The organism is Pantoea sp. SGAir0418 (genome assembly GCF_043529865.1).
This window is the reverse complement of record NZ_CP027912.1, coordinates 472,457-494,782: the sequence shown is the minus strand read 5'-3', so window position 1 is coordinate 494,782 and position 22,326 is coordinate 472,457. Positions and strand designations below refer to the sequence as shown.

Sequence of the window (22,326 nt, the reverse complement as noted above, 5' to 3'; positions counted from 1 at the left end):
GTTATCCTTAAATTAACCGGCAATCAGGGCCAGACCCTGAGGTTTAAAATCAATCGCCACCCGTGCGGCCAGCGGCAGCTGCTGCTCCATCTGCGCATCGACGATAAACAGCGAGCCCAGTTCCGTGTTGACCTCGTATTCGATGTGATCGCCCAGCCAGGTGGCGTGTGTCACCTCGCCGCGCAGTGCGCCTTCAGCACCGCTGTGCAGGGTAATGAACTGTGGTCTGACCGACAGCTGCGCGGATCCGGTCGCAACGCCGTTACCGCGCACGCGATAGCGCTGCCTGCCGAGTCGCACCAGCGCTTCGCTGCCTTCTACCTGTTCGACTTCGCACGGCAGAATATTGGCTTCGCCCATAAAGTCAGCGATGAACACCGAATTGGGCGCGTGATACAGGCTTTCCGGCGCGCCCTGCTGAGCAATATCGCCCTCTTTCATGACAATAATTTTATCCGACACCGCCAGCGCCTCTTCCTGGTCGTGCGTGACATACACCGCCGTGAAGCCCAGCCGCTGCTGCAAATCACGAATATCCGTGCGCACCCGGCGGCGCAGGCGCTCGTCGAGATTGGAGAGCGGCTCATCCAGCAGCAGTACTTGCGGCTCCAGCACCAGCGCGCGCGCCACCGCAATGCGCTGCTGCTGCCCACCGGAAAGTTCGGACGGCAGCCGCTGCCCCTGACTCTCCAGCCCGACCAGTTTCAGCCCTTCGCGCGCACGATCCTGCGCTTCCTTTTTGCTCATGCCGGACGATTGCAGGCCGTACATGATGTTGTCGAGCGCACTCATGTGCGGAAACAGCGCGTAGGATTGAAACACCATCGCCACGTCGCGCTCGTTGGCTGGCAGATGCGTTACGTCTTTGCCACCAATTAAAATACGCCCCGAAGTCGGATGCTCCAGACCGGCCAGCAGGCGCAGCGTGGTGGTTTTGCCGCAGCCGGAAGGCCCCAGTAGCGTCACCAGCGTACCCGGCTCCACCGTCAGCGATAAATCCGGCAGTGCGGTAAAACCGGCAAAGCGTTTTTCGACGTGTTCAAACACCACGGAACCAGCAGTTATCGCGGTCATACGGCACTCTCCTGAGTTAACGAAGGGGAAGCAGGTGGCGCGGCGATGTCCACCGGGCGCGCCACGCGGCGCAGGCGACGTTCGCCCACCAGCCACTGGAACACGCCAATGATCAGCAGCATCACCACAATCAGTACTGTCGAATAAGCAATGGCGACGCCGTATTCGCCATTCTCCACCAGCCCGACGATGTAGGACGTCGCCATGTTGTACTGGGCGCTGACAAGGAAGATCACCGCGCTGATCGAGGTAATGGCGCGGACAAAGGCGTACACCAGCGCCGCGCTGATCGCCGGTTTCAGCAGCGGCAGCACCACTTTGCGCAGCGTGCGGAAACTGCTGGCGCCCAGCGTCAGTGACGCTTCATCAAGGCTCTTATCCAGCTGGCTCATCGCCGCGATACCGCCGCGCACGCCGACTGGCATATTGCGGAACACAAAGCAGGCAATCAGGATCATCGCCGTACCGGTAATCTCCAGCGGCGGCAGGTTATAGGCCATCACATAACTGACGCCGATCACCGTGCCGGGAATGGCAAAGCTCAGCATCAGCAGGAACTCAAACGTCTGGCGACCGGCAAATTTCTGCCGCACGATAAGCCAGGCGGTCAGCAGGCCCACCACGGCGGTGAGCGGTGCGGCAATCAGGGCAATTTCCAGCGTGGTCCAGAACGAATTCCACGCCACGCCGCTCCACAGCAGATGGCCGTCACTGACGCTGACGCGGAAAGCACGCACGTAGTGTTCGATGGTCAGCGCATCGTTCAGGCCCCACGACTGCACAAAGCCGCCGACCACAATCATGCCGTAGATCACCAGGGTAAACAGCCCCCACGGAATCACCATGCCGTACACACCGTAGCGCAGCAGACGCGGCAGCTGACCATGTTTGCCGCCGTCGCCCTTTCCGGTCACCGTGGCGAAGTTTTTGCCACCCAGCCACAGCCGCTGCAGCACAAAGGCGGCCAGCGTGAAGCACAGCAAAATCATCGCCAGCACCGCGGCGCGACTCGGATCGTTTTGCGCGCCTACCACCGAGAAGAAAATTTCGGTAGAGAGCACGCCGTGACTGCCGCCCAGCACCATCGGATTACCAAAATCGGCCATGCTCTCGATGAAGCTGATCAAAAAGGCATTGGCCAGACCCGGCGCCATCAGCGGCAGCGAAACGCGGCTGAAGGTGCGCCAGCGGTTAGCGCGCAGCGTTTGCGACGCCTCTTCCAGCGACGGACTGACGCCTTCCACTACGCCAATCAGCACCAGAAAAGCAATCGGCGTGAACGACAGCACCTGAGCAATCCAGATACCGGTCAGGCCATACAGCCAGCGGCCGGGCTCGATGCCAAACAGCGCCGCCAGATGCTCCGTCACTACGCCCGAGCGACCGAACAGCAAAATCAGCGCCAGACCAATCACGAACGGTGGCGTGATGATTGGCAGAATGGTCAGCATGCGCAGCGCTTTTTTGCAGGGCAGCGGCGTGCGCGTTGCCGCCAGGGCAAAGGCCAGACCCAGCAGCGTCGAACCGCTGGCAGTCATCAGCGCCAGCCACAGCGTGCGCCAGGCGGTGCCGCAGGTGCCGCCTTTCAGACAGGCAAGGCTCCAGATTGACGGATCCTGTAAATTGCTGATCAAACCGTCCGGTTTGAAACTGCCGTCAACGTCCTGCACCGACACCACAAACATGCTGAGCACCGGATAGAGTACGAAGATGCTGACCAGCGCAGTCAGCAGCACCAGCGACGCCACCACAAAGGCATCGCCTTTCAGCACGCCGCGTTCGGCCAGCGCAAACGAGAACAGCAGCAAAAACACGGTCAGCAGCAGAAGCGCGCCAGCGCCCATCGCTGGCTGTCCCTGCGGCAGCGCGCCGAAGCGATTTTCCAGCCACAGCCAGCTCCAGCCGCTGTAGCCAATCGCGTGCCCTTCCACAATCAGGAAGATCACGCCCAGCGCGCTGAACAGCAGCAGCAACCGGCTGCGCGCGCTGCAGGGCAGTAAACCGCAGGCGGCGCACAGCGCCAGCAGCGCCACGGCGAGCGCCAGCCATGGATGGCTGCCGATCTGCCACAGCGCCGGCGCGCTGGCTTCATCACGCCACAGGTTAAGCAGCCAGCCGCTATCGAAAAAGCCTGCTTCCAGGCTGTACCACGGTAGCAGCAACAGCGCGACGGCGCCCAGCAGCAGCGCGCCTGTCAGACGGCGATTATTTGCGTTCATGTGTTACCTCAATGCGGGATCATCGCGCCATCCTTAGCGCTGTCGGAATCGGTAAGCCGCCGTGAGCGGCAGCGTCCGGCGATGCGGCATTACTGCGCGCTGGCGCCGATCTCTTTATCCCAGCGGCTCAGCAGCGCTTTGCGTTTGGCGGAATCGCCGTAGGTTTTGAAGTCATAATCGATCAGTTTGATGTTCTCGAAGCGCGGCGCGTATTCGGAGATCTCTGCACTGCGGTTTGACGGCAGCTGGAAGGATTTGGCCTCTTTCATGTGCGACTGCGCTTCGGCGCTAAGCGCCCAGTCGTACCACACTTTGGCATTGGCCAGATTGCGTGCCCCTTTGACGATCGACATTGAGCCAATCTCATAGCCAGTGCCTTCACAGGGCGCGACGGTTTTGATCGGGAAGCCGTCGACTTCCATTGCCACCGCGTCGTGCATAAACACGATGCCAACGGTGGTTTCGCCGCGCGCCGCTGCCTTCACCGGCGCCGAGCCGGATTTGGTGTACTGGGAAATGTTGGCGTTGAGCTTTTTCAGGTAATCAAACGCTTTGTCCTCGCCCATGATCTGTACCAGCGTCGCCAGGGTGTTATAGGCGGTGCCGGACGAGTTCGGATTGGCAATCTGAATTTCGCCTTTGAAGGCCGGATCGAGCAAATCAGCCCAGCAGGCTGGCGCTTTAAGCTTTTTATCCGCCAACAATTTGGTGTTGTAGCCCCAGCCGAGCGCACCGGCATAAATCCCGACCGTACGGTAACCTGAGTTTTCCGCCTGCTTCTGCGCCCAGTCCTGCTGCTGGTCGAGCAGCGGCGATTTATACGGCTGCGTCAGCCCCTCTTCCGCCGCCTGCATATGCGGATCGCCGGTGCCGGCCCACCAGATGTCGGTGCGCGGGTTACGCGCTTCGCTGCGCAGGCGGGCATAGGCTTCACCCGCTGACAGGCGCACCATGCTGACTTTAATATCCGGATGTGCCTGGCTGAAAATGCGCGTCATATGTTCGCACACCACCACGTCCGCCGAGCAGACCATATTGAGATTGCCAGCGGCCGTCGCAGCAAACGGCAGCGCGGTGCAACTGAGGGACAGCGCAATGGCCAGTGAGGTGTAGCGCATGATGTTCTCCTTGGTTGGCAGGGTTCCGTGCTTAACAGAGGTTTTTATTTGCACGTGTGTGCAAATTAGTAATGAACAGAAAATAGCCTGTCAAATAGCGCAATCTGCAATTGACAGGCTGTGTCACAAAAATGCAACAAATGTGATCGCAGACAAATTGCACAGCTTTGCAATTTACGGCAGACTGCTTTTCAGCCGTAATTGTGAGGAGTTGAAGATGCAGAATGACAAAGCCGGGGTGAGCGCACAGGATGTGGCGGATCGGGCGGGCGTGTCGCGCTCGGCGGTGTCGCGCGCCTTTACGCCCGGTGCCAGCGTTTCTGCAGCCACGCGTGCCCGGGTGATGAAAGCGGCGCAGGAGCTGGGCTACCACGTTAACCACCTGGCGCGCGGGCTGGTGCGCAACCGCAGCGGCATCGTCTGCCTGATTGTCTCTGAAATCGCCACGCCTTACCGCGCCACGCTGGTGCGCTGGCTGACCCAGTTTTTACAGGAAGCGGGTAAAGTGGCGATGCTGATAAATACCGATCGTTCCGACAACAGCGTCTCCGCCGCGCTGCTGCAGGCGATCAATTTTCGCGCCGATGCCTCCATCATCCTTTCCGGCATGCCGGATCGCACCATCACCCGCCAGTGCTATCAGCACGGTCAGCGCATCATCCTGATCAACCGCGACGAAGCGCTGCCGGGCTCGCTCAGCATCAACCTCGACGCTCAGGCGGCGGCCGAAACGGCGGTGATGGCGTTTCAGCGCGCCGGCTGCCGTCAGCTGGCGTTCGCCAATTCGCTGGCCGGTACGCCGAGCCTGATCAAACGTGAAGCGGCGTTTATCGCCGTGGCGGAGCGCGCCGGACTGACGGTCAGCGTGGAGCGATTCGGCACCACCTCGTATGAGAGCGGTCAGATTCTGGCGCATCGCCTGTTGACGCGTCATCAGCGCCCGGACGCAGTGTTCTGCGTCACCGATCTGATGGCCTGCGGTTTCATGGATGAAGCGCGCCACCGTTTCCAGCTGCGCGTGCCGGAGGATTTGTGCCTGATCGGCTACGACAACATCGCGCAGGCTGGCTGGTCCTCTTACAATCTCACCACCTTCGCCCAGCCGGTGGAGTGCTTTGCCCGCGACGCCATCGCGTGGCTAACGCAGACCGAGCAGGCGGAGAGTGGTTTTACGCCGCAGAGTGAGCAGCAGCACGACACGCTACTGTATCAGGCTGATGTGATATGGCGCGGATCGGTGCGCGGCGGCTGATCTAAGCGCGGCATACCTGCCGTACCGTGTCACGCAACCAGCGGTGTGCGGCATCCTGCTCCAGCCGCGGATGCCATAGCTGTGACACTGTCACCTCTGGCGTGGCAAACGGTAATTCAAACATCGCAAACGCCGGATTATCTTTGATTAGCGGATGGTGCAGGCACAGCGTATGCGGCACCAGCGCCAGCCAGTCGCTGTGCAGCGTGAGCGCGACGGCAGTGGAAAAAGCGGGTACCACGGCCGCCACCTGGCGGGTAAAACCGGCGGCGAGCAGCGCCTCATGCACCGGCCCGCCCAGCTCACCGCGCCTTGACGCCACGATGTGACCATATGCGGCCAGCTGCGCCAACGTCACGTCCGCGAGTAACGGATGCCCGGCGCGCACCACGCCGACGAAGCGATCGCGAAACAGCGCCTGCAGCCGAATCTCCGGTCCCATATTGCCCAGTACGCCAATCTCCAGATCAACGTCGCCGCTGCGCAGCGGTCGATCATTTTTCTCTGCTTTCGGCATGAAGCGCAGCTGCACGCCGGGCGCCTGTGCGCGGACTGCGGCGATCAGCGCGCTGCCAAACGCTTCGACAAAACCTTCGTTGGTACGCAGCGTGAAGTGGCGCTGCAGCTCGGCGGCAGCAAAGCGTTGCGCGGGTGGACTCAGCAGCGCCTGCGTGTCCCGCAAAGTGGCATGCACCTGGCTGCGCAGCGCTTCGGCGTGTGGCGTCAGCACCATCGCGCGCCCGGCGCGCACCAGTAGCACATCGCCGGTGGCAGCACGCAGTCGCCCCAGCGTGCGGCTCATCGCTGACTCGCTCAGCCCCAGGCGACGCGCAGCGCCCACTACGCTGCCTTCACTGAGCAGCGCATCCAGCGCAGGGAGTAAATTCAAATCGACGGTATTCATCGCATCATCCTTATCGATTGAGCGCCATCTGGCAAGGCGTTTGCTGCAGGTTATCTATGCAGATGCTGCGCGTTCCGCCTGTTGTCATGCAAGGGTAGACTTTTCACTCACCCCAAAACCAGGAGAGGGTTATGAACAAGGCTTCCCGTGCTTTATTAATTGGTGCTTCGCGCGGCCTCGGCTTCGCGCTGGCGGAGAATATGCTGCAGCGTGGCTATCAGGTGGTGGCGACCGGCCGCCAGCACTCCCTTCACGCGCTGCAACAGCTGGCGCAGCGCTACCCGCAGCAGCTGAAGGTGGAGAGCGTGGACATCACCGTGCCAGCAGAGGTCAACGCCATGCATCTGCGGCTAAGCGGCCAGCAGTTCGATCTGCTGCTGGTCAACGCGGGCGTGAAAAATGACGATCGCGAAACCCTTGCCGATGTGTCGACGGAAGAGTTTATTCGCGTAATGGTAACCAACGCGCTGAGCCCGCTGCGCGTGCTGGAAACCTTCAGAAACAACGTCAGCGCGCGCGGCACGCTGGCGGTGATGTCCTCCGGCCAGGGCAGTCTCACCAACAACACCCATGGCAACTACGAGGTGTATCGCGGCAGCAAAGCGGCGCTGAATATGTTTATGCGCAGCTTCGCCGCGCGTCACGACGATGCACGCACGCTACTGCTGCTGGCCCCCGGCTGGGTGCGCACCGACATGGGTGGCGCCGGGGCGCGACTGAGCATTGAGGAGAGCATCCCAAATCTGCTCAACACGGTGGAAAGCCAGACCGGACGCGGCGGCCTGCACTATCTCGATTACCTCGGCCGCGTAGTGCCGTGGTAAGCATTTCACGCCAGCTTGCGTTCGATCAGCTGACGCAGCGTGGCGCGCAGCCAGCGGTGCGCCGGGTCTTCGGCCCGGGCGTTATGCCACAGCAGCGAAAGCGCATAATCCGGCATGCCGATCGGCACCGCCGCCGTACTCAGCGCATAGCGCTGTTGCCATGCCTGCACCAGTCCCTGCGGAACGGTCGCGAACAGCGGCAGACGCTGCAACATTAGCGGTAACACCGAGAAGTGCGGCGTGACATAACGCACGCGGCGCGTCAGCCCCTCGCGGGCTAACGCGGCGTCCAGCGCACTTTCACTCACGCCGCGATAGGAGACCAGCGCATGCTGATACTGCACGAACTGCGCCAGCGTCAGCGGTGGCGCAAGGTCAATTTGTCCGCGATGCCATACCGTGCGGAAGCCGGCGCGCGCAATGTGCTCCCGCGTAAGATCGCGGCTGGTTTCCTCTCCGACGGTCACCACCACGTCAGCCTGCTGCGACTCCATCAGCGGAATGGCCTGCCACGGATCGGCAGCCACCACCCGGATATCAATATTCGGAGCCGAGTCGGCCAGCTGCAGCAGTAAATCGGGCATCAGCCAGTGCTCGAGCCAGTCGCTCATGCCGAGCGTAAAACTGCGGCTATCGTGCGCGGCATCAAAGCGATCGGCAGTGAAAATAACGCGATGGACGCTCTGCAGTAGCGGTGCGATCTGCCGCACCAGCTGCTCTGCGCGCGGCGTGGGCATCATGCCTTGCGAGGAACGCACGAACAGCGCATCGTCAAACATTGCCCGCAGTCTTTTTAATGCCGCGCTGACCGCCGGCTGCCCCAGATAAAGCCGGTTTGCCGCCTGAGTTACGCTGCGCACGTCATACATGACCAGCAGCACAATCAATAAGTTAAGGTCGATTTTGCTGAAATCATTTTCATTGATGCTTTTCATGATTTTAATCGATTTAAATAATGAAACAGCCCTCAGTATAGTGACCTGCAGTAACAGGCACCACGCTTTAGGAGGCAATATGACCCTGCACATAGGTGAATGCAGCATTGATAAAGTGATCGAGCAGACCAGCTCACTCCCCTTCGCTGCGCTGTTTCCGGCACACCGCGAGACGATGAGCGACACGCTGGCACAGCAGCTGGCAGAGCTATCCATCCATAGCTGGGTGGTGCGCACCGCTCGCGACACCATCGTGATTGATACCGCAACGGGCAATGGCCGTAACCGCGATAACAAGCCGCTGTTTCACCAGCTGCAAACCGCGTGGCCGCAACGTCTGGCCGAAGCGGGCGTCGACCCTGATAAAGTGACGCTGGTGCTGATGACGCATATCCACACCGATCACGTCGGCTGGAATACCTGCTGGCGCGCTGGCCGCTGGCAGCCGATGTTTCGTCATGCGCGTTACATCTGTTCAGCGCGTGAACTGGCACAGTGCCGCAGCACGCCGTCGATGCAGGCTCTGTATCACGATAGCCTTGCGCCGCTGCTGGCGAGCGGCCAGCTGGAAACTATTGATGTGCAGCACTCCCCGCTGTTTGCCGGTGTGCTGCGCTATATGCCGACGCAGGGCCACAGCGTCGACCACGCTTCAATTGTGCTGCAAAGCGCCGGTGCCCACGCGGTATTTAGCGGTGATGTGATGCATCATCCAGTTCAGTTTGCACATCCGCAATGGAACTCAGTTTTTTGTGAGGATTTACCACGCGCCGTAACGTCACGTCAGTTACTGATAGACTGGTGCATTAGCCATCAGGCACTCTGGTGCAGCTCACACTTTGCCGGCAGTTCGTGCGGCCGGGTTTCGCCAGAGCGGCAATGGATTCCTGTGGAGGCCTGAACCATGCAATACGCTGATTACCTCACCGCATCGCTGGGAGATATGCAACAGGCGCTGGCCCAGCGCCGGGTGAGCGCACGCCAGCTCACCATGTTTGCGCTGCAGCGCATTGCTGACGTGGATCAGCCGCGCTACAACGCCATCAGCTGGCTGTTTGCCGATGACGCGCTGGCTGCGGCCGCTGCCAGCGATGCCGCACGGCAGCAGAATGCGCCAGTTGGCCCACTGGCCGGTATTCCGCTGCTGATTAAAGACAACATTGAAGTCAAAGGCTGGCCGACCAGTGCCGGTTCGGCGCTGCTGCGCGATGTGATTGCCAGCGAGGATGCACCGCTGGTTACGGCTCTGCGTCAGGCTGGCGCAATCCTCATCGGCAAAACCACCATGCATGAACTGGCAGCAGGCATCACCGGCGCGTCGTCGCTGAGTGGCTTCACCCATAATGCCTGGCAGCAAGGCCGTTCTCCGGGAGGTTCAAGCAGCGGTTCAGCCGTGGCGGTGGCCGCAGGCTTCGTGCCGCTGGCGATAGGCAGTGATACCGCCGGTTCGGTGCGCATTCCGGCCGCGTTTAATGGCCTGTTCGGCTTACGTATGACGCGCGGTGCACTGAGCAGCGCTGGCATCGTGCCGCTGTCGCCTACCCAGGATATCCCCGGACCGCTGGTGCGCTACGCGGCTGATTTGCGGCTGATCAGTGAAATACTCACGGGCCAGCGTTTTTCCCGTCCCGACCGGCCGTTGCGCATCGGCATCTGGCAGGAAGGATTTGCCGCAGAGGAAACGGAGATTAACCAGGCGGTGCAGGATGCTGTGGCACCGTTTCAGCCGCGCATGCTGAGCTGGCCTGAGCTGGAGACGCTGGCGACGGAAGCCAATATTATTGCCTATGAATTTGCTGACGCGCTGGCCGCCTGGCTGGCGGATAAACCGCAGGCACCGCTGCGCACGCTGGCGGCGATTGCCGCGTCAGGACGCTATCATCCCCAGCTGGAGGCCACCTTCAAAACCCGCGCGCAGCATCCCGGCATGCAGAGTGACGGCTATCGCGAGGTGCAGCTGCGCCAGCAGAGGCTGTATCAGCAGCTGGCGCAGTTTTTTCAGCAGCAGCAGATCGACCTGCTCGCTTATCCGGTAGTCCGCCATCCGCCGGTGAAGCATGGCGAGTTACAGCCTGGCAGCAACGCGCTGATTTCAGCCGTTACCGGCGCACCGGCAATCAGCATTCCGGTCGGCCTGAGTACGGAAGGGTTACCCATCGGCCTGGAGCTTCTGGCGTTGCGCGACCGGGAAGATGTGCTGTTAATGGCGGCAGAACAGATTGAACAGGCGCACCCGCCGTTCAACCATGCAGCGCCAGCCCTTTGATGGCTTTATCCACCGCCTTTTTCGGGCCGCGCAGCGCGATGCCCACCAGGTTGAGATTATCGGCGTCTTCGGCCAGAAACACCGCGCGGTTGGCGGCATCGTGGCCGGTGGAAAACATCGCTTCGACGTAAGGAATCAGCGTTAATTCGCGCTCCACGCCCTGGCGATGCGCCCGTTGCAGGCCAGCTAAATCGGCGGCAAACACCAGCATCGGCTGGCCGGCTATGTTGCCGTACTGACGGCCGAGCGCGTCGACGTAGGGTTCACCCATCATCTCCGGCGCGGCTGCCGCAATGCCGGTCGCCAGAAAAGCCACCACATTCAGGCGCTGCCAGGTGGCTAAATCATCGCGTACGATCAGGGCAATTTTGGTATCAAACATCTGTCAGAACTCTCCGGTGAGGATTAAAAATCCCATCATCGGATAGCCGGCAGAGAGCGGTATAGAACGTTTGTGCACTGGCGCTGATAGGCGGCGGGTGTCAGACGATAAGCGCGCTGGAACCAGCGGCCAAGGTGGCTTTGGTCGGCAAAGCCCACCTGCGCTGCGACCTGCACTGGCTCAACGCCCTGTGCCAGCAGCGCACGCGCGCTACGCAGCCGCAGCCGTACCAGATAAGCGTGCGGCGACTGGCCAAACGTCTGCTTAAACTGGCGCGTCAGGCGGAAACGATCGATGCCGGACAGGCGCGACAGATCATCCAGCCCGATATCCTGCGCCATAAAATCGTGCAGATAGTCACGCAGCAGATGCATCTGCCGCTGAGCGTCACTGAGCTGCACGCCGGGTTTATTTTCCAGATGCCGGGAAAGCAGTGTGAGCAGATGATCCAGGCTCTGATCGCGCGCCAGTCGCCCTTCCCGCTGATGCACCGCAAACCATGCCTGCTGAATCGCACTGGCCAGCTGCGCATCATCGGTGAGCGTGGAGCGAAACGCCCCCTGAATATTCGCCACATCGCCCAGCCCGCGGCGCTGCATCATCTCCGCCACCCAGGGTTGTGGCAGATAAAGCATCACATAGGTAAAACCGGCGGCATCGGGCGCGTGACCATCGTGTACCGCGCCCGGCTCAATCAGAATAGCGCGGCCCGGCGTGCTGGTGTGCAGCGCGCGGTGACAGTTAAAGCGCTGCAGCCCCTGCTGCGTCACGCCGACCAGCAATTCGTCGTGGTCGTGCGGATCGTAAGCGTGGCCGCAGAAGTGCGCGTTAACACTTTCGATGCCCGTCTCCTCATCACGACGGAAATCTACCCAATCGTTAGTAGCTGACATAGCGAATTCGTGACCTCTGACGGCGTATCAGGCATAGCCTAGCAGCCGGAACCACAGATAATCCAGCGGTAACAGCAGCAGCGCGCTCAGCACAAACACCAGCAGGCACAGCTGCAGACCGGCTCTGGCAGGCACATTCCCCAGCCCCATTGCCACCACGATGGGCGACGCCTGATATGGCAGCAGCGGGGTGGCGTAGGCAAAAACCTGCAGCATCACCACGCTCAGTAGCGGAAAGCCCGAAGCGGCAGCCAGCTCCTGCGCCATCGGCGTGACCATCGCCGGCACGCCGTTGGCGGTGAGCACAAAATTCAGCAGCGTCACCAGCGCATTGAGCACGGCAAAATTACTGAATGACGGCGAGTCATGCAGCGGCAGCAGGTGAAGCAGTGCATTGGCGATGAGCCGCCCCAGGCCAGAGTCCACCACCACCGTGGCGACGCCGAGAATGCCGGCGATATAGATGCAGGTGCGGAAATTGACGCCGCTGTCAAAATCGTCGCCCGAAAGAAAGCCCACGCGCGGTAACAAACACAGACACGCCGCGGCCAGCCCGACCCACGCAGCGGATAAGTCGTGCAGGCTGTCGGTCATCCACAACAGTAGAGTGACGGCCAGTAAGGCAATCAGCCGCCATTCGCGCCCGCTTAGCGCCGGCAATGCTTCCCGCGTTGCCACCGGCTGCGGCTGAGCGCGGAACAGCAGCGTAATGCAGGCAACCAGCAGAATACCTTTGCCCAGCCCCACCACCGGCATGTGCAGCAGCCACCACGGCAGCCATTGCAAATGCAGCTGGTACGCGCTTTCCGCCGCGCCGCTCAGCACCAGGTTTGGTACGTTGGCGGGCAGAATACTGGCAGAGAGTTGAAAGGTGCCGAAGCCCACCGCCAGCGCCAGCCCAATGCTGCCGCGACTGCCCGGCCGGATACCGGCCCGCTCGCCCAGCGCCAGCACCACCGGCATCAGCAGCGCGATGCGTCCCATGTTCGACGGCATCACCAGCGCCAGCAGATAACTCAGCAGCACCGTGCCCGCCACCATCCGCGGCCAGCTCTGGCTGAACGGCACCACCAGCCAGTTGGCCCAGCGTTGGGCAAGGCCCACTTTGCGGATCGCCGCGCCCAGCACAAAACCGCTCAGCACCAGCCAGAACGCTGAGGAGGCAAAACCGCTGAATACGCTGCTGGCTGGCGCTATCGACAGCAGCATCGCCGCCGCAAAAAACAGCAGCGCGGTAAGGTATTCCGGCAACCGCGCCAGCGCCCACAGCAAAATTGTGATGCTGACCACCAGCGTGGTCAGCCAGAATGAGGTATCAATCATCGTGCCTGAACTCCCTTTCTTCGCAACTGCGCACAAAGCGCATCAGCATAGGGCAATCCCTGTCGCAGAACGCTGCGGCAGTTAACAGTTTGTTAACTCGCCAGCTGCGTTAGCCACTGAATCAGCGCCTCGCTGCCAGGCTGACTGCGGGAGCGCTGTGGCCAGGCGAGGAAATAGGGTTTGCTCAGCGGCAGGCTGAGCGGATCCACCACCTGTAGCGCGCCGCGCGCCAGTTCGCCGGCAATCAGGCGACGCTGCCCCAGCAGCACACCGGCCCCTGCTACCGCCGCGTCGATCGCCAGTGAAGTGAGATTAAAACTGAATGCTGGCTGGGCCGCCGGCTCCATACTGCCTTTGGCCTGAAACCAGCTGCGCCAGTCGGGCAGAAAGCGTCCCTCATTGCCCCAGTCCAGATGGATCAACGGCGCCTGGCTGAGCAACGATTCGCCCGGGTAACGCTGTATCAGCGCCGGACTGGCGACCGGCAGCACCTCGTCACAGAACAGCCGTTGCTTGTCGAGTTGCGGGTAGCGATCCTCACCAAAGCAGATGACAAAATCTGCCGGTGTGGCGCTGAAATCCACCGGCGCATGAGTGCCGTGCAGGCTGAGATCGCAGCCCGGACAGTGAGCCCGCCAGGCGGTGATATTCGGCAGCAGCCATTTCGATGCCAGCGCCGGCAATGAATAGAGCGTCAGCTTTGGCATGCTGGCCGCATGGCGCAAATTTTGCTGCCCCAGATGCAGAATGTCGAACGCTTCACTAACGTAGCGCAGATACTCTTTGCCGGTTTCCGTCAGCATCACGCCGCTCTGGGTACGCACAAACAGTGCGCTGCCCAGCTGCGCTTCCAGCTGACGAATTTGCTGGCTGACGGCAGCCGGCGTCAGCGCCAGCTGTGCGGCGGCTTTCGCCAGGCTACCAAGTTCCGCCGCCACTTTGAACGACTGAATCACGCTGATTTTCGGCAAACGCGACACGGGTGCAGGCATTAAGGTTTCCTTAGCAAGGCGTTAAATATTTATCGTTAGGCATCAACATATCAGGCCGTTACAGTCTCTACTCCTGCCAACTCAGAGAACCACCGCGATGTCTGCTTTGATTCGATTTGATTTGCACCCACTGGCCGACGCCGACTGGCGTCGGCACTGTCGCCAGCAGCTGGAGCAACACGGCGCGCTGGTGCTGCGTCAGTTTTTGCAACCGGCTGCGCTGCAGTCGATCGTGGCTGACGGGCTGGCCCAGCGCCATCTGGCTTACCACACCGTCAGCAAGCACAACGTCTATCTGCTGAAGCCGGACGAGGCGTACCGTGCCGATCATCCACGCAACCGTGACGTGATCAGCACCAAAGGCTGCATTACCGACGATGTGATTGCGGCGGAATCGCCGCTGCGTCAGCTGTACAATGACGAACTGTTTAAACGCTTTCTTTGTGATGTGCTGGACGAAGACGCGCTGTATCCATATGCCGACCCGCTGTCGTCCATAAATCTGCATTACGCACCTGACGGCCAGGAACTCGGCTGGCATTTTGACAACTCCTCTTTCGCCATCACGCTGCTGGTGCAAAAACCGCGCGGCGGCGGTGTATTTGAGTATGTGAAAGATTTGCGCGATGCGGATGCCGGCGAGATGAATTACGACGGCGTCGCCGCCGTGCTCGATCAGCGCCAGCCGGTCGAGGCGCTGGAGATTGATGCCGGTGACCTGGTGCTGTTTCGCGGGCGCAATTCGCTGCACCGCGTGACGCCCACCGAAGGCGATGTCACGCGTATGCTGGCGGTGCTGGCCTACAACACCCAGCCCGGTATCGCGTTGTCCGAAACCGCGCGCATGACCTTTTACGGCCGGTTGTAAGCCACCAGCGCGCGCCAGCCGCGCAGGAAAATCTGCCGGGTACGAAACGCAGTTAAGGCGCGCCAGTCCTCATCGGCGGGCCAGAACCCCTCCACCAGCTGCTGCTTCAGCGCGCGTCCGGCGTGGCTTGCCGGATCGCCCTTCAGATGCAGCCAGTGATCGTCGCGCACCCGGCGGTGCATCTCCTCACCCGGATAAGTGCCACACTCCACCACCAATGGCAGCAGCTGCGTGTCAGGCAGCGACGTCAGCAGAAACTGCGAGACATAGCCCGTTGCCGTGGCGGTCACGCCGGTGTCGCTGTCGCGCCCGGCGCCGGTAAACAGCAGCGTCAGCCACTCATCGTATAACGACTTCCCCCAGTCATGCGCCGGATAGCGCTGTTCAGCAATCGCCAGCAGCATCGGATGGCCCCACGCGCCGGCACCGGTGTGCAGGTCGAAACTCAGGATGACCTGCGCCTGACGCAGATGCTGTTCGACAATGGCGTGCAGCGTGCGGTGCGACCAGGCCGGCTGCTGCCCGCCATAAAACAGGCCATCTGCTGCCTGATATTGGCCCGCTTCCACCACCCGTTTTAGCGCCGGCCAGCCTGACTGCTGCAGCGTCTCCGCCAGCAGCCGATCGGCATGTGCGCGGTCGCCGTGGTACAGATCGTGCCATAGCGCATAGTGCGGATTAGCGGGTGCGGGCTGGCTGAAATCGATGAAATTCCGGTTGAGATCGATATTGTCTTCATTGACGCGCCGCAGATGCGCAGCGCCCCACGGATTCAGCAGATGGACCAGCACAAGGGCGCAGTCGGGCGGTAACGCGGCGACATCAAGGCTATCAAGCCAGGCGATCTGGCTGTCTGAACCGTAATAGCCTTCCACACCGTGTGTGCCGGAGAGAATCAGCATGCGTTTGGGAGCCGCCGGATCGCCGATCACCGCGACGTCGGTGTACAGCGCGGCCCCGTCAGGCGCGGTCAGCGGATGGCGATAGGCAGTCAGCGCGCTGTGCTGGCGCGTGACGGCGGCCAGGAATCGCGCCCGCTGCTGGGTATAATCAGGGAGTAAAGACATGATTTTCCTGTGCGTGACGAAGGCAAATCGCCCTACGATTAGGGGTAAACCTTAACTTTAAAGTACTTCTGCGCCAGCCGGTCGTAGGTGCCGTTGCTGTGCAGCGCGGCCAGCGCATCGTTAATTAAAGTAAGATTGGCCGTATCGCCTTTACGCAGCCCGATACCCACGCCGTTGCCCAATAATGCTTTATCCACCAGCGTGGCTTTATTGACATAACCCTTGCCTTCCGGCGTGTTGAGAAAGCCCTGCTCGGCCGAAACCGCATTCGCCAGGCTGGCATCGAGTCGACCCGCTACCAGATCCGGGTAGATCTCCATCTGATTCGGATACGAGACCACGTTGACGCCCTGCGGTGCCCACTTCGTTTTGGCGTAGGTTTCCTGGATGGTGCCCTGCGCGACGCCGATATTCTTCCCGCGCAGCGTGCTGATATCCGCCGTCAGCGTGCTGTTGGCAGGTGTCAGCAGCGCGCTGGGCGTGATGTACAGCATGTCGCTGAACGCTACCTGCTCGCGGCGCTTCTCCGTCATCGACATCGCCGACAGAATGGCGTCAAATTTCTTCGCCTGCAGCGCCGGAATGCTGCCATCAAAGCCAATCTGCACCCACTGACATTTCACTTTGGCCTGCGCACAGATGGCATTGCCCAGATCAATATCAAAACCCTGCAGCGAGCCATCGCTGGCTTTGGATTCGAACGGTGGAAAAGTGGGATCGACGCCAAAACGCAGCGTCTGCTGCGCCGCAGCCAGTTGGCTGAGGGCGCTGAGTGACAACAGTAAGGCAAAAGACCAACGCTTTTTCATGATGCTCTCCGGCAGGCTATCTCACAGGTTTTAACCTTGTAATAACACGATGCCGCTGACGCCACCATCAAAAGCGCGCAAAAATGCAGAGCAAATTCTTATATATGTTAATGAGTTAGCGAAATTTGTCGCGCCATTAAGTTTTACTTAACGCTCTGTCATGATTTTGTCATCAGGGGCTCATGCCGCTGTCAGCCTCGGTTTTCTATGCTAACCCGCGTTATACTGCCCGCCATCAGCAAGCGGCCGCCACTGCCGGGAGAGCGCATGAAAATATTGGTGATAGAAGATGAAGCCGGGGCGCGTGATTACATGCGCAAAGGATTGACCGAGGCCGGTTTTATCGTCGACGTGGCTGAAAACGGTCAGGATGGCCTGTTTTATGCGCAGGAGCACCATTACGATCTGATTCTGCTGGATGTGATGATGCCCGGCATCAATGGCTGGGAGGTGATGGCGCAGCTGGATAAGCAATTACAAACGCCGGTGATTTTCCTCACCGCCAAAGGCACGGTGGAAGATCGCATTAAAGGGCTGGAACTGGGTGCCGATGACTATCTGGTCAAGCCCTTCTCCTTCGCCGAACTGCTGGCGCGCGTGCGCACTCAATTGCGGCGCGGTAGCCAGCAGAAGCTGCCCGACATCCTGACGCTGGCCGATCTGCAGCTGGATATTGCCCGTCGCCGGGTCGAGCGCGCCGGACAGCGCATCGACCTGACCAACAAAGAGTTCAATCTGCTGCATCTGTTTCTGCTGCATCCCGGCGAGGTACTGACGCGCACGGTGATTGCGTCGCGCGTCTGGGATATGAATTTTGACAGCGACACCAACGTAGTGGATGTGGCGGTAAAACGGCTGCGGCAGAAAATTGACGGCCCTTTTACCCGACCATTAATTCATACCGTGCACGGTGTCGGTTATCGCTGCGAAGCTGAAACATGAAACCCCGCTCGCTCGCCGTCCGCCTTTCGCTACTGCTCAGTGCTACGGTGGTGGTCATTTTTACACTCAGCGGCATGGCGCTGTATCACGCACTGGCGAAGCAGATCGGCGTGCGCGATGACGCAGCCCTGCTGACGCGCATCGATCAAATGCGCACGCTGCTGCGCGATGAAGATGCGCTGACACTGATTCAGCAGAAGCCGCGACTGTTCGCCAACATGCTGGGCAATACCGAATCGTTGCTGGTGCTGCGCTTTCCCGGCCAGCCGCCGCTGATCGTGATCAATCCCGGCGGGCGTCCGGTGCCAGCCATTACGCCGGTCGCCGCCGATCAGCCGTTAACCCTGCAATCAGTCCACCATCAGCAGGCGGCGGACGGCACGCCGTTTATCGCCGCCGCCGCGTTGACGCCAACGCGTGATGGCAGCGGCCAGATCGAAATCATCACCGGTCGCCTGATGAGCGACCGCACGCAGACCCTCACCGGCTATCGCCACCAGATTATTCTGTGCACCGCGCTGGCGGCGCTGCTGGTCGCCGCGATCAGTGTGCTGCTGGTGCGCCGCGGCCTGACGCCGCTGCGCCGGCTGGCAGCGGAAGCCGGGGTGATCGACGTGCGGCGGCTGTCGCATCGCATTGAACTGACCAGCGCGCCAGGCGAGCTGCAACCGCTGCTGGCGGCGCTCAACCAGATGCTGAGCCGGCTGGAGCAGGGTTATCAGCAACTTAGCCAGGTCTCAGCGGACATGGCACACGATCTTCGCACGCCGATTGGCACGTTGCTTGGTCAGACGGAAGTGGCGCTGAACCAGCCGCGCAGCGTCAGCGAGTATCAAACGCTGCTGGGTTCCAATTATGCGGAGCTGGAGCGGCTGGCGAAGATGATTGATAACATGCTGTTTCTCGCCAAAGCCGCAGACGCCAGCCAGGCGCTGGACAGGCAATGCATCGATCTGACCCCGCTGGGTGAGCGGTTGAGTGACTATTTTGAGGGCATGGCGGAAGAGCATGGCATGCAGCTTGTCATCTCGCTTCACGGCGAGTTGCACGCCGATCCGCAGTTGTTACAGCGCGCGCTGGCTAATCTAATCGCTAACGCGCTGCATTACGGCACGCGCGACGGCACCATTCACGTCTCCAGCATCACGCAGCCAGACGCCGTGCTTTTGGTGGTGGAAAATCAGGGGCCGACGCTAAGTCAGGCGCAGCAGGCACGCCTGTTTGACCGCTTCTGGCGCGCCGATGCGTCACGCCAGCACGGCGGCAGCGGACTGGGTCTGTCGATCGTGCGCGGGATCATGCAACTGCATCAGGGCAGTTGCACGGTGAGCAGCGAACACGGCATTACCCGTTTCTGCCTGCGGTTCCCACGTTAAGCGCGCAGGTGCGCAGGTGCGCACCTGGTTAAGTCCCTTAGATAAACGTGAAAATTTCGTCCTGCGACAGACGCGATTTCGGCAGCGTGGCGTTGAAATCTTCCTCACTGCGATAGCCAAGCGAAACCAGCACCACGCTGGTAAAGCCCTGTTCACGCAGGCCCAGCGCCTGGTCAAGTGCGCGCGCATCAAAGCCTTCCATCGGGGTGGCATCAATGCCGAGCATCGCGGCGCCCAGTAACAGTCCGCCCAGCGCCAGATAGACCTGTTTCTCCATCCACTGCGGCACGTCGCGCAGCTCATAACGGTGCATATCCACGTAGCTGCGGCGGCTCTTATCCTGCCCGGCTTTGGCTTCGGGTTTGGCAAAACGCCCGTCTTTTTCTTCCTGCGCCAGCACATTTTGCAGGTGCGCTTCATCCAGATCGGTGCGCATGCACAGCGCAATCACGTGTGAGGCGTTCAGCACTTTAGGGTTGTTGTAAATGAACGCGCCGCTGGTGGATTGCGCCATCTTTTCCCGCCCTTCTGCAGTCGATGCGACAACAAAGTGCCACGGCTGCGAGTTAACCGATGACGGGCTGTTGCGCAGCAGGTTAAGCAGCGTGTCGATCTCCTGCTGCGGCAGCGTTTTGCCCGCAGAGAAAGCTTTTACGGTGTGACGGCGGGCAACCGCATCATTAAGGGTCATGAGAGTCTCCTGATTGAAGATTGCGCCAGAGCGCAGATAAATAGCAAAGTCGCTACCATAACCGCCCGGGCTGACGGACGGTTAACTTTACGTGTTTTAATGACTTAAAAGCCGCTGAGGACAATCTTGCCGCGTGCGCGACCGCTCTCAATCAACGCATGCGCTTTACGCAGGTTGGCCGCGCTGATGCTGCCGTGATGCTCGCCAGCGGTGGTCTGCAGGGTTTGATCGTCAATCAGCTGACTCACCTGCTGCAGAATCTGATGCTGGCGCTGCATATCGGCGGTATGGAACAGCGAGCGGGTAAACATCAGTTCCCAGTGCAGCGAGATGGCTTTGCGCTTCAGCGGTACCGCATCCAGTGTTTCCGGATCGTCAATCAGCGCCAGTTTGCCCTGCGGAGCCAGCACATCGATCAACTGCGGATAGTAGCTGTCGGTATGGGTCAGTGAGGCCACGTAGCGCACCTCTTTATGGCCAATCGCTGCCAGCTGCTCACCCAGCGGACGCTGATGATCGATAACATGATGGGCACCCAGCGAGCGCACCCAGTCGGCGGTTTCCGGGCGAGAGGCGGTACCAATGACCGTCAGTCGGGTCAGTTTGCGCGCCAGCTGCGTCAGCATCGAACCCACGCCGCCGCCCGCGCCGATGATCAGCAATGTGCCTTCGTCGGCAGCATCAATTTCCAGGCGATCGAACAGCAGTTCCCACGCAGTAAGTGACGTCAGCGGCAGCGCGGCGGCATCGGCGTCGCTCAGCGTGCGCGGCTTGAGTCCGGCGATGCGTTCATCCACCAGTCCGTACTCGGCATAGCTGCCAGCGCGCGTGATGTCGCCAGCGTAGTAAACTTCATCGCCGGGCTGAAACAGCGTGACATCGCTGCCCACCGCCTCGACCACGCCCACCGCATCCCAGCCGAGAATGCGCGGCGTGACCGTCGGGGCGCCAGCACGCACTTTGGTATCAACCGGGTTAACCGCAATCGCACTGATTTTCACCAGCAGATCGCGTGCGCCTGGCTGCGGTTTCGCCACGTCCAGTTCATACAACGCATTTTCATCTGAAATCGGTAAACCGTTTTGGCTATAAACAATCGCTTTCATGCAACAGGCTCCAGGTGAGTGAATATTTTCAGGGTGTTGACAGCAGCATAGCCAGACATCGCGCCGGGAAAAATGCCTGTTGCAGGACAACACTTTCACTCGTAGAGTGAAAATCCCGATAATGGCGAGAACGTCGATGATTCGTTTAGAAGATGTCACCCTGTTTGTGCGCTCTGCCGCGCTGGGCAGTTTTTCCCGCGCAGCGCGCGAAGCCAACCTGCTGCCCGGTCAGGTCAGCGCCGCCATTCAGCGGCTGGAGCGCGATCTCGATCGCCGTCTGTTTGCGCGATCGACGCGCAGCCTGCGTTTAACGGCGGAAGGCGAAAAGTATCTGCCGTTCGCGCAGGAGATGCTGGCGCTAATGCACGCCGGTGCAGAAAGCCTGCAAAGCCACGACGATGCCCTGAGCGGCGAGCTGAAAATCGCTCTGCCGTCTGACATCGGCCGTCATATTATTCTGCCGCTGCTGACAGAGTTTTGCCGGGCGCATCCGGCGCTCGGGCTGCGTCTCTCGTTTTCCGATCAGGTGAGTGACGTGTTCCGCGATCCGGTGGATATCGCCATTCGCTACGGTAAGCTGGAGGACAGCAGCTATGTCGCGCTACCGCTGGCGGAAGAAAACCGCCGTGTGATGGTCGCCGCACCCGATTATCTCGATCGACATGGCCGTCCGGAAAAACTCGAGGATCTGGCACAGCATCACTGTCTGCCGTTTGTCATGGGCGGCCACGTGTATGATAAATGGACCTTCCCGCAGGAAGGGATGCGGCGACAGATTACGGTGAAAAGCCGGCTGCTGTGCGACGACGCTGAAGTGGCGCGCCGCTGGGCGATTGCCGGAATGGGGATTGCTTATAAATCCTGGCTTGATGTCTGCGATGATATCAGACACGGCCGGCTGGAACGGGTGCTGCCGCAGCTGCCAGGTGAAAGCACGCCGCTGCATTTAATCTGCCCGCATCGCAAACAATTCTCGCCGGCGATTCGCGCTTTACATCAATTACTGCGTGAACATTTACGCACTCTGACGGCGCAAATCTTACCGGCGATTTAATCTCACCGCTGCGCCTCGACGCCATTAGCCACGCAATCCGGGCCAGCCATCAGGCGAATGCCCCTGCGATTTATCTTTAAAATTAAGGACGCGCGGCCGCAAGCGGATGAAATGTGGTGTCTTCTGAACCCGCGCATGAAAACGCAGCCGTCCGGCACCTCTGATAACCGTGGCACAGCATAGTAATCTTATTCTTAACAGGTAATATTTAACGTTACTTCACTGTATTCA

Annotated in this window: 21 protein-coding genes; 8 read left to right on the top strand and 13 right to left on the bottom strand. The window is 60.5% G+C overall.

Annotation, left to right across the window (positions count from 1 at the left end; genetic code table 11):
- Positions 1–12: 12 nt before the first annotated feature.
- The 3 genes from C1N84_RS21400 to C1N84_RS21390 all read right to left on the bottom strand — a co-directional run bounded on the left by C1N84_RS21400 (position 13) and on the right by C1N84_RS21390 (position 4,411).
- On the bottom strand, positions 13–1,074 hold the full coding sequence (locus C1N84_RS21400) for an ABC transporter ATP-binding protein (RefSeq protein WP_021508950.1): 1,062 nt from the start codon (positions 1,072–1,074) through the stop codon (positions 13–15).
- Positions 1,071–3,293 (bottom strand): ABC transporter permease, encoded by a 2,223-nt coding sequence (locus tag C1N84_RS21395; RefSeq protein WP_394541865.1) that lies wholly within the window; start codon positions 3,291–3,293, stop codon positions 1,071–1,073. The genes C1N84_RS21400 and C1N84_RS21395 overlap by 4 nt, the downstream gene beginning before the upstream one ends.
- An 89-nt stretch (positions 3,294–3,382) precedes the next feature.
- Entirely contained in the window at positions 3,383–4,411 is a 1,029-nt protein-coding gene (locus C1N84_RS21390; protein ID WP_058759035.1) for an ABC transporter substrate-binding protein, read from the bottom strand.
- A gap of 217 nt (positions 4,412–4,628) precedes the next feature.
- Here C1N84_RS21390 and C1N84_RS21385 point away from each other — a divergent pair, with 217 nt between their 5' ends.
- Positions 4,629–5,663, top strand: coding sequence for a LacI family DNA-binding transcriptional regulator (locus C1N84_RS21385; protein WP_394541864.1), 1,035 nt, complete (start codon positions 4,629–4,631; stop codon positions 5,661–5,663).
- Position 5,664: 1 nt separating this feature from the next.
- Here the strand turns inward: C1N84_RS21385 and C1N84_RS21380 are convergent, their stop codons facing one another.
- A complete protein-coding gene (locus C1N84_RS21380; protein ID WP_394541863.1) occupies positions 5,665–6,567 on the bottom strand; it encodes a LysR family transcriptional regulator in 903 nt (300 codons plus the stop codon).
- A 131-nt stretch (positions 6,568–6,698) separates the two neighbouring features.
- Between C1N84_RS21380 and C1N84_RS21375 the strand changes: the two genes are divergently transcribed.
- Positions 6,699–7,391: an SDR family NAD(P)-dependent oxidoreductase gene (locus C1N84_RS21375; RefSeq protein ID WP_394541862.1), complete on the top strand. Its 693-nt coding sequence runs from the start codon at positions 6,699–6,701 to the stop codon at positions 7,389–7,391.
- A gap of 5 nt (positions 7,392–7,396) precedes the next feature.
- Here the strand turns inward: C1N84_RS21375 and C1N84_RS21370 are convergent, their stop codons facing one another.
- The gene (locus C1N84_RS21370) at positions 7,397–8,326 is read right to left on the bottom strand and encodes a LysR family transcriptional regulator (RefSeq protein ID WP_264444131.1); all 930 of its coding nucleotides are present in this window, start codon (positions 8,324–8,326) and stop codon (positions 7,397–7,399) included.
- A 79-nt stretch (positions 8,327–8,405) separates the two neighbouring features.
- On the opposite strand from C1N84_RS21370, the gene C1N84_RS21365 reads away from it, so the two are divergent.
- Positions 8,406–9,227 (top strand): MBL fold metallo-hydrolase, encoded by an 822-nt coding sequence (locus tag C1N84_RS21365; protein WP_264444133.1) that lies wholly within the window; start codon positions 8,406–8,408, stop codon positions 9,225–9,227.
- 3 nt (positions 9,228–9,230) lie between these two features.
- Positions 9,231–10,592, top strand: coding sequence for an amidase (locus C1N84_RS21360; protein ID WP_348879392.1), 1,362 nt, complete (start codon positions 9,231–9,233; stop codon positions 10,590–10,592).
- On the opposite strand, the gene C1N84_RS21355 is transcribed toward C1N84_RS21360, so the two are convergent.
- The 4 genes from C1N84_RS21355 to C1N84_RS21340 all read right to left on the bottom strand — a co-directional run bounded on the left by C1N84_RS21355 (position 10,567) and on the right by C1N84_RS21340 (position 14,182).
- Positions 10,567–10,974 (bottom strand): DUF2000 family protein, encoded by a 408-nt coding sequence (locus C1N84_RS21355; RefSeq protein WP_104093399.1) that lies wholly within the window; start codon positions 10,972–10,974, stop codon positions 10,567–10,569. The genes C1N84_RS21360 and C1N84_RS21355 overlap by 26 nt on opposite strands.
- Positions 10,975–11,009: 35 nt before the next feature.
- The gene (locus tag C1N84_RS21350) at positions 11,010–11,867 is read right to left on the bottom strand and encodes an AraC family transcriptional regulator (protein WP_058781077.1); all 858 of its coding nucleotides are present in this window, start codon (positions 11,865–11,867) and stop codon (positions 11,010–11,012) included.
- A gap of 27 nt (positions 11,868–11,894) precedes the next feature.
- The gene (locus C1N84_RS21345; RefSeq protein WP_394541861.1) at positions 11,895–13,190 is read right to left on the bottom strand and encodes an SLC13 family permease; all 1,296 of its coding nucleotides are present in this window, start codon (positions 13,188–13,190) and stop codon (positions 11,895–11,897) included.
- A 92-nt stretch (positions 13,191–13,282) separates the two neighbouring features.
- Positions 13,283–14,182 carry a LysR substrate-binding domain-containing protein gene (locus C1N84_RS21340; protein WP_394541860.1) on the bottom strand — a complete coding sequence of 300 codons (900 nt, stop codon included), beginning with the start codon at positions 14,180–14,182 and terminating at the stop codon, positions 13,283–13,285.
- A gap of 97 nt (positions 14,183–14,279) precedes the next feature.
- Here C1N84_RS21340 and C1N84_RS21335 point away from each other — a divergent pair, with 97 nt between their 5' ends.
- The gene (locus C1N84_RS21335) at positions 14,280–15,050 is read left to right on the top strand and encodes a 2OG-Fe(II) oxygenase (protein ID WP_260640974.1); all 771 of its coding nucleotides are present in this window, start codon (positions 14,280–14,282) and stop codon (positions 15,048–15,050) included.
- Here the strand turns inward: C1N84_RS21335 and C1N84_RS21330 are convergent.
- Complete coding sequence (locus C1N84_RS21330; RefSeq protein WP_264251843.1) at positions 15,035–16,117, bottom strand: M14 family metallopeptidase; 1,083 nt, start codon at positions 16,115–16,117, stop codon at positions 15,035–15,037. The two genes, C1N84_RS21335 and C1N84_RS21330, sit on opposite strands and share 16 nt — an antisense overlap.
- Before the next feature lie 38 nt (positions 16,118–16,155).
- The gene (locus tag C1N84_RS21325; RefSeq protein ID WP_264251844.1) at positions 16,156–16,926 is read right to left on the bottom strand and encodes a transporter substrate-binding domain-containing protein; all 771 of its coding nucleotides are present in this window, start codon (positions 16,924–16,926) and stop codon (positions 16,156–16,158) included.
- Positions 16,927–17,193: 267 nt separating this feature from the next.
- Here C1N84_RS21325 and C1N84_RS21320 point away from each other — a divergent pair, with 267 nt between their 5' ends.
- Both C1N84_RS21320 and C1N84_RS21315 read left to right on the top strand, forming a co-directional pair.
- Complete coding sequence (locus C1N84_RS21320; RefSeq protein ID WP_021508934.1) at positions 17,194–17,868, top strand: heavy metal response regulator transcription factor; 675 nt, start codon at positions 17,194–17,196, stop codon at positions 17,866–17,868.
- A complete protein-coding gene (locus C1N84_RS21315) occupies positions 17,865–19,244 on the top strand; it encodes a heavy metal sensor histidine kinase (RefSeq protein ID WP_394541859.1) in 1,380 nt (459 codons plus the stop codon). Before C1N84_RS21320 ends, C1N84_RS21315 begins: the two co-directional genes overlap by 4 nt.
- 37 nt (positions 19,245–19,281) lie before the next feature.
- Here C1N84_RS21315 and C1N84_RS21310 read toward each other — a convergent pair whose 3' ends face one another.
- Together C1N84_RS21310 and C1N84_RS21305 are read right to left on the bottom strand one after the other, a co-directional pair.
- On the bottom strand, positions 19,282–19,935 hold the full coding sequence (locus C1N84_RS21310) for an oxygen-insensitive NAD(P)H-dependent nitroreductase NfsB (RefSeq protein WP_021508932.1): 654 nt from the start codon (positions 19,933–19,935) through the stop codon (positions 19,282–19,284).
- Between the two features lie 104 nt (positions 19,936–20,039).
- Positions 20,040–21,041 (bottom strand): zinc-binding alcohol dehydrogenase family protein, encoded by a 1,002-nt coding sequence (locus C1N84_RS21305; protein ID WP_394541858.1) that lies wholly within the window; start codon positions 21,039–21,041, stop codon positions 20,040–20,042.
- Between the two features lie 136 nt (positions 21,042–21,177).
- Between C1N84_RS21305 and C1N84_RS21300 the strand changes: the two genes are divergently transcribed.
- Positions 21,178–22,095 (top strand): LysR family transcriptional regulator, encoded by a 918-nt coding sequence (locus C1N84_RS21300; RefSeq protein WP_058759023.1) that lies wholly within the window; start codon positions 21,178–21,180, stop codon positions 22,093–22,095.
- Positions 22,096–22,326: the final 231 nt, after the last annotated feature.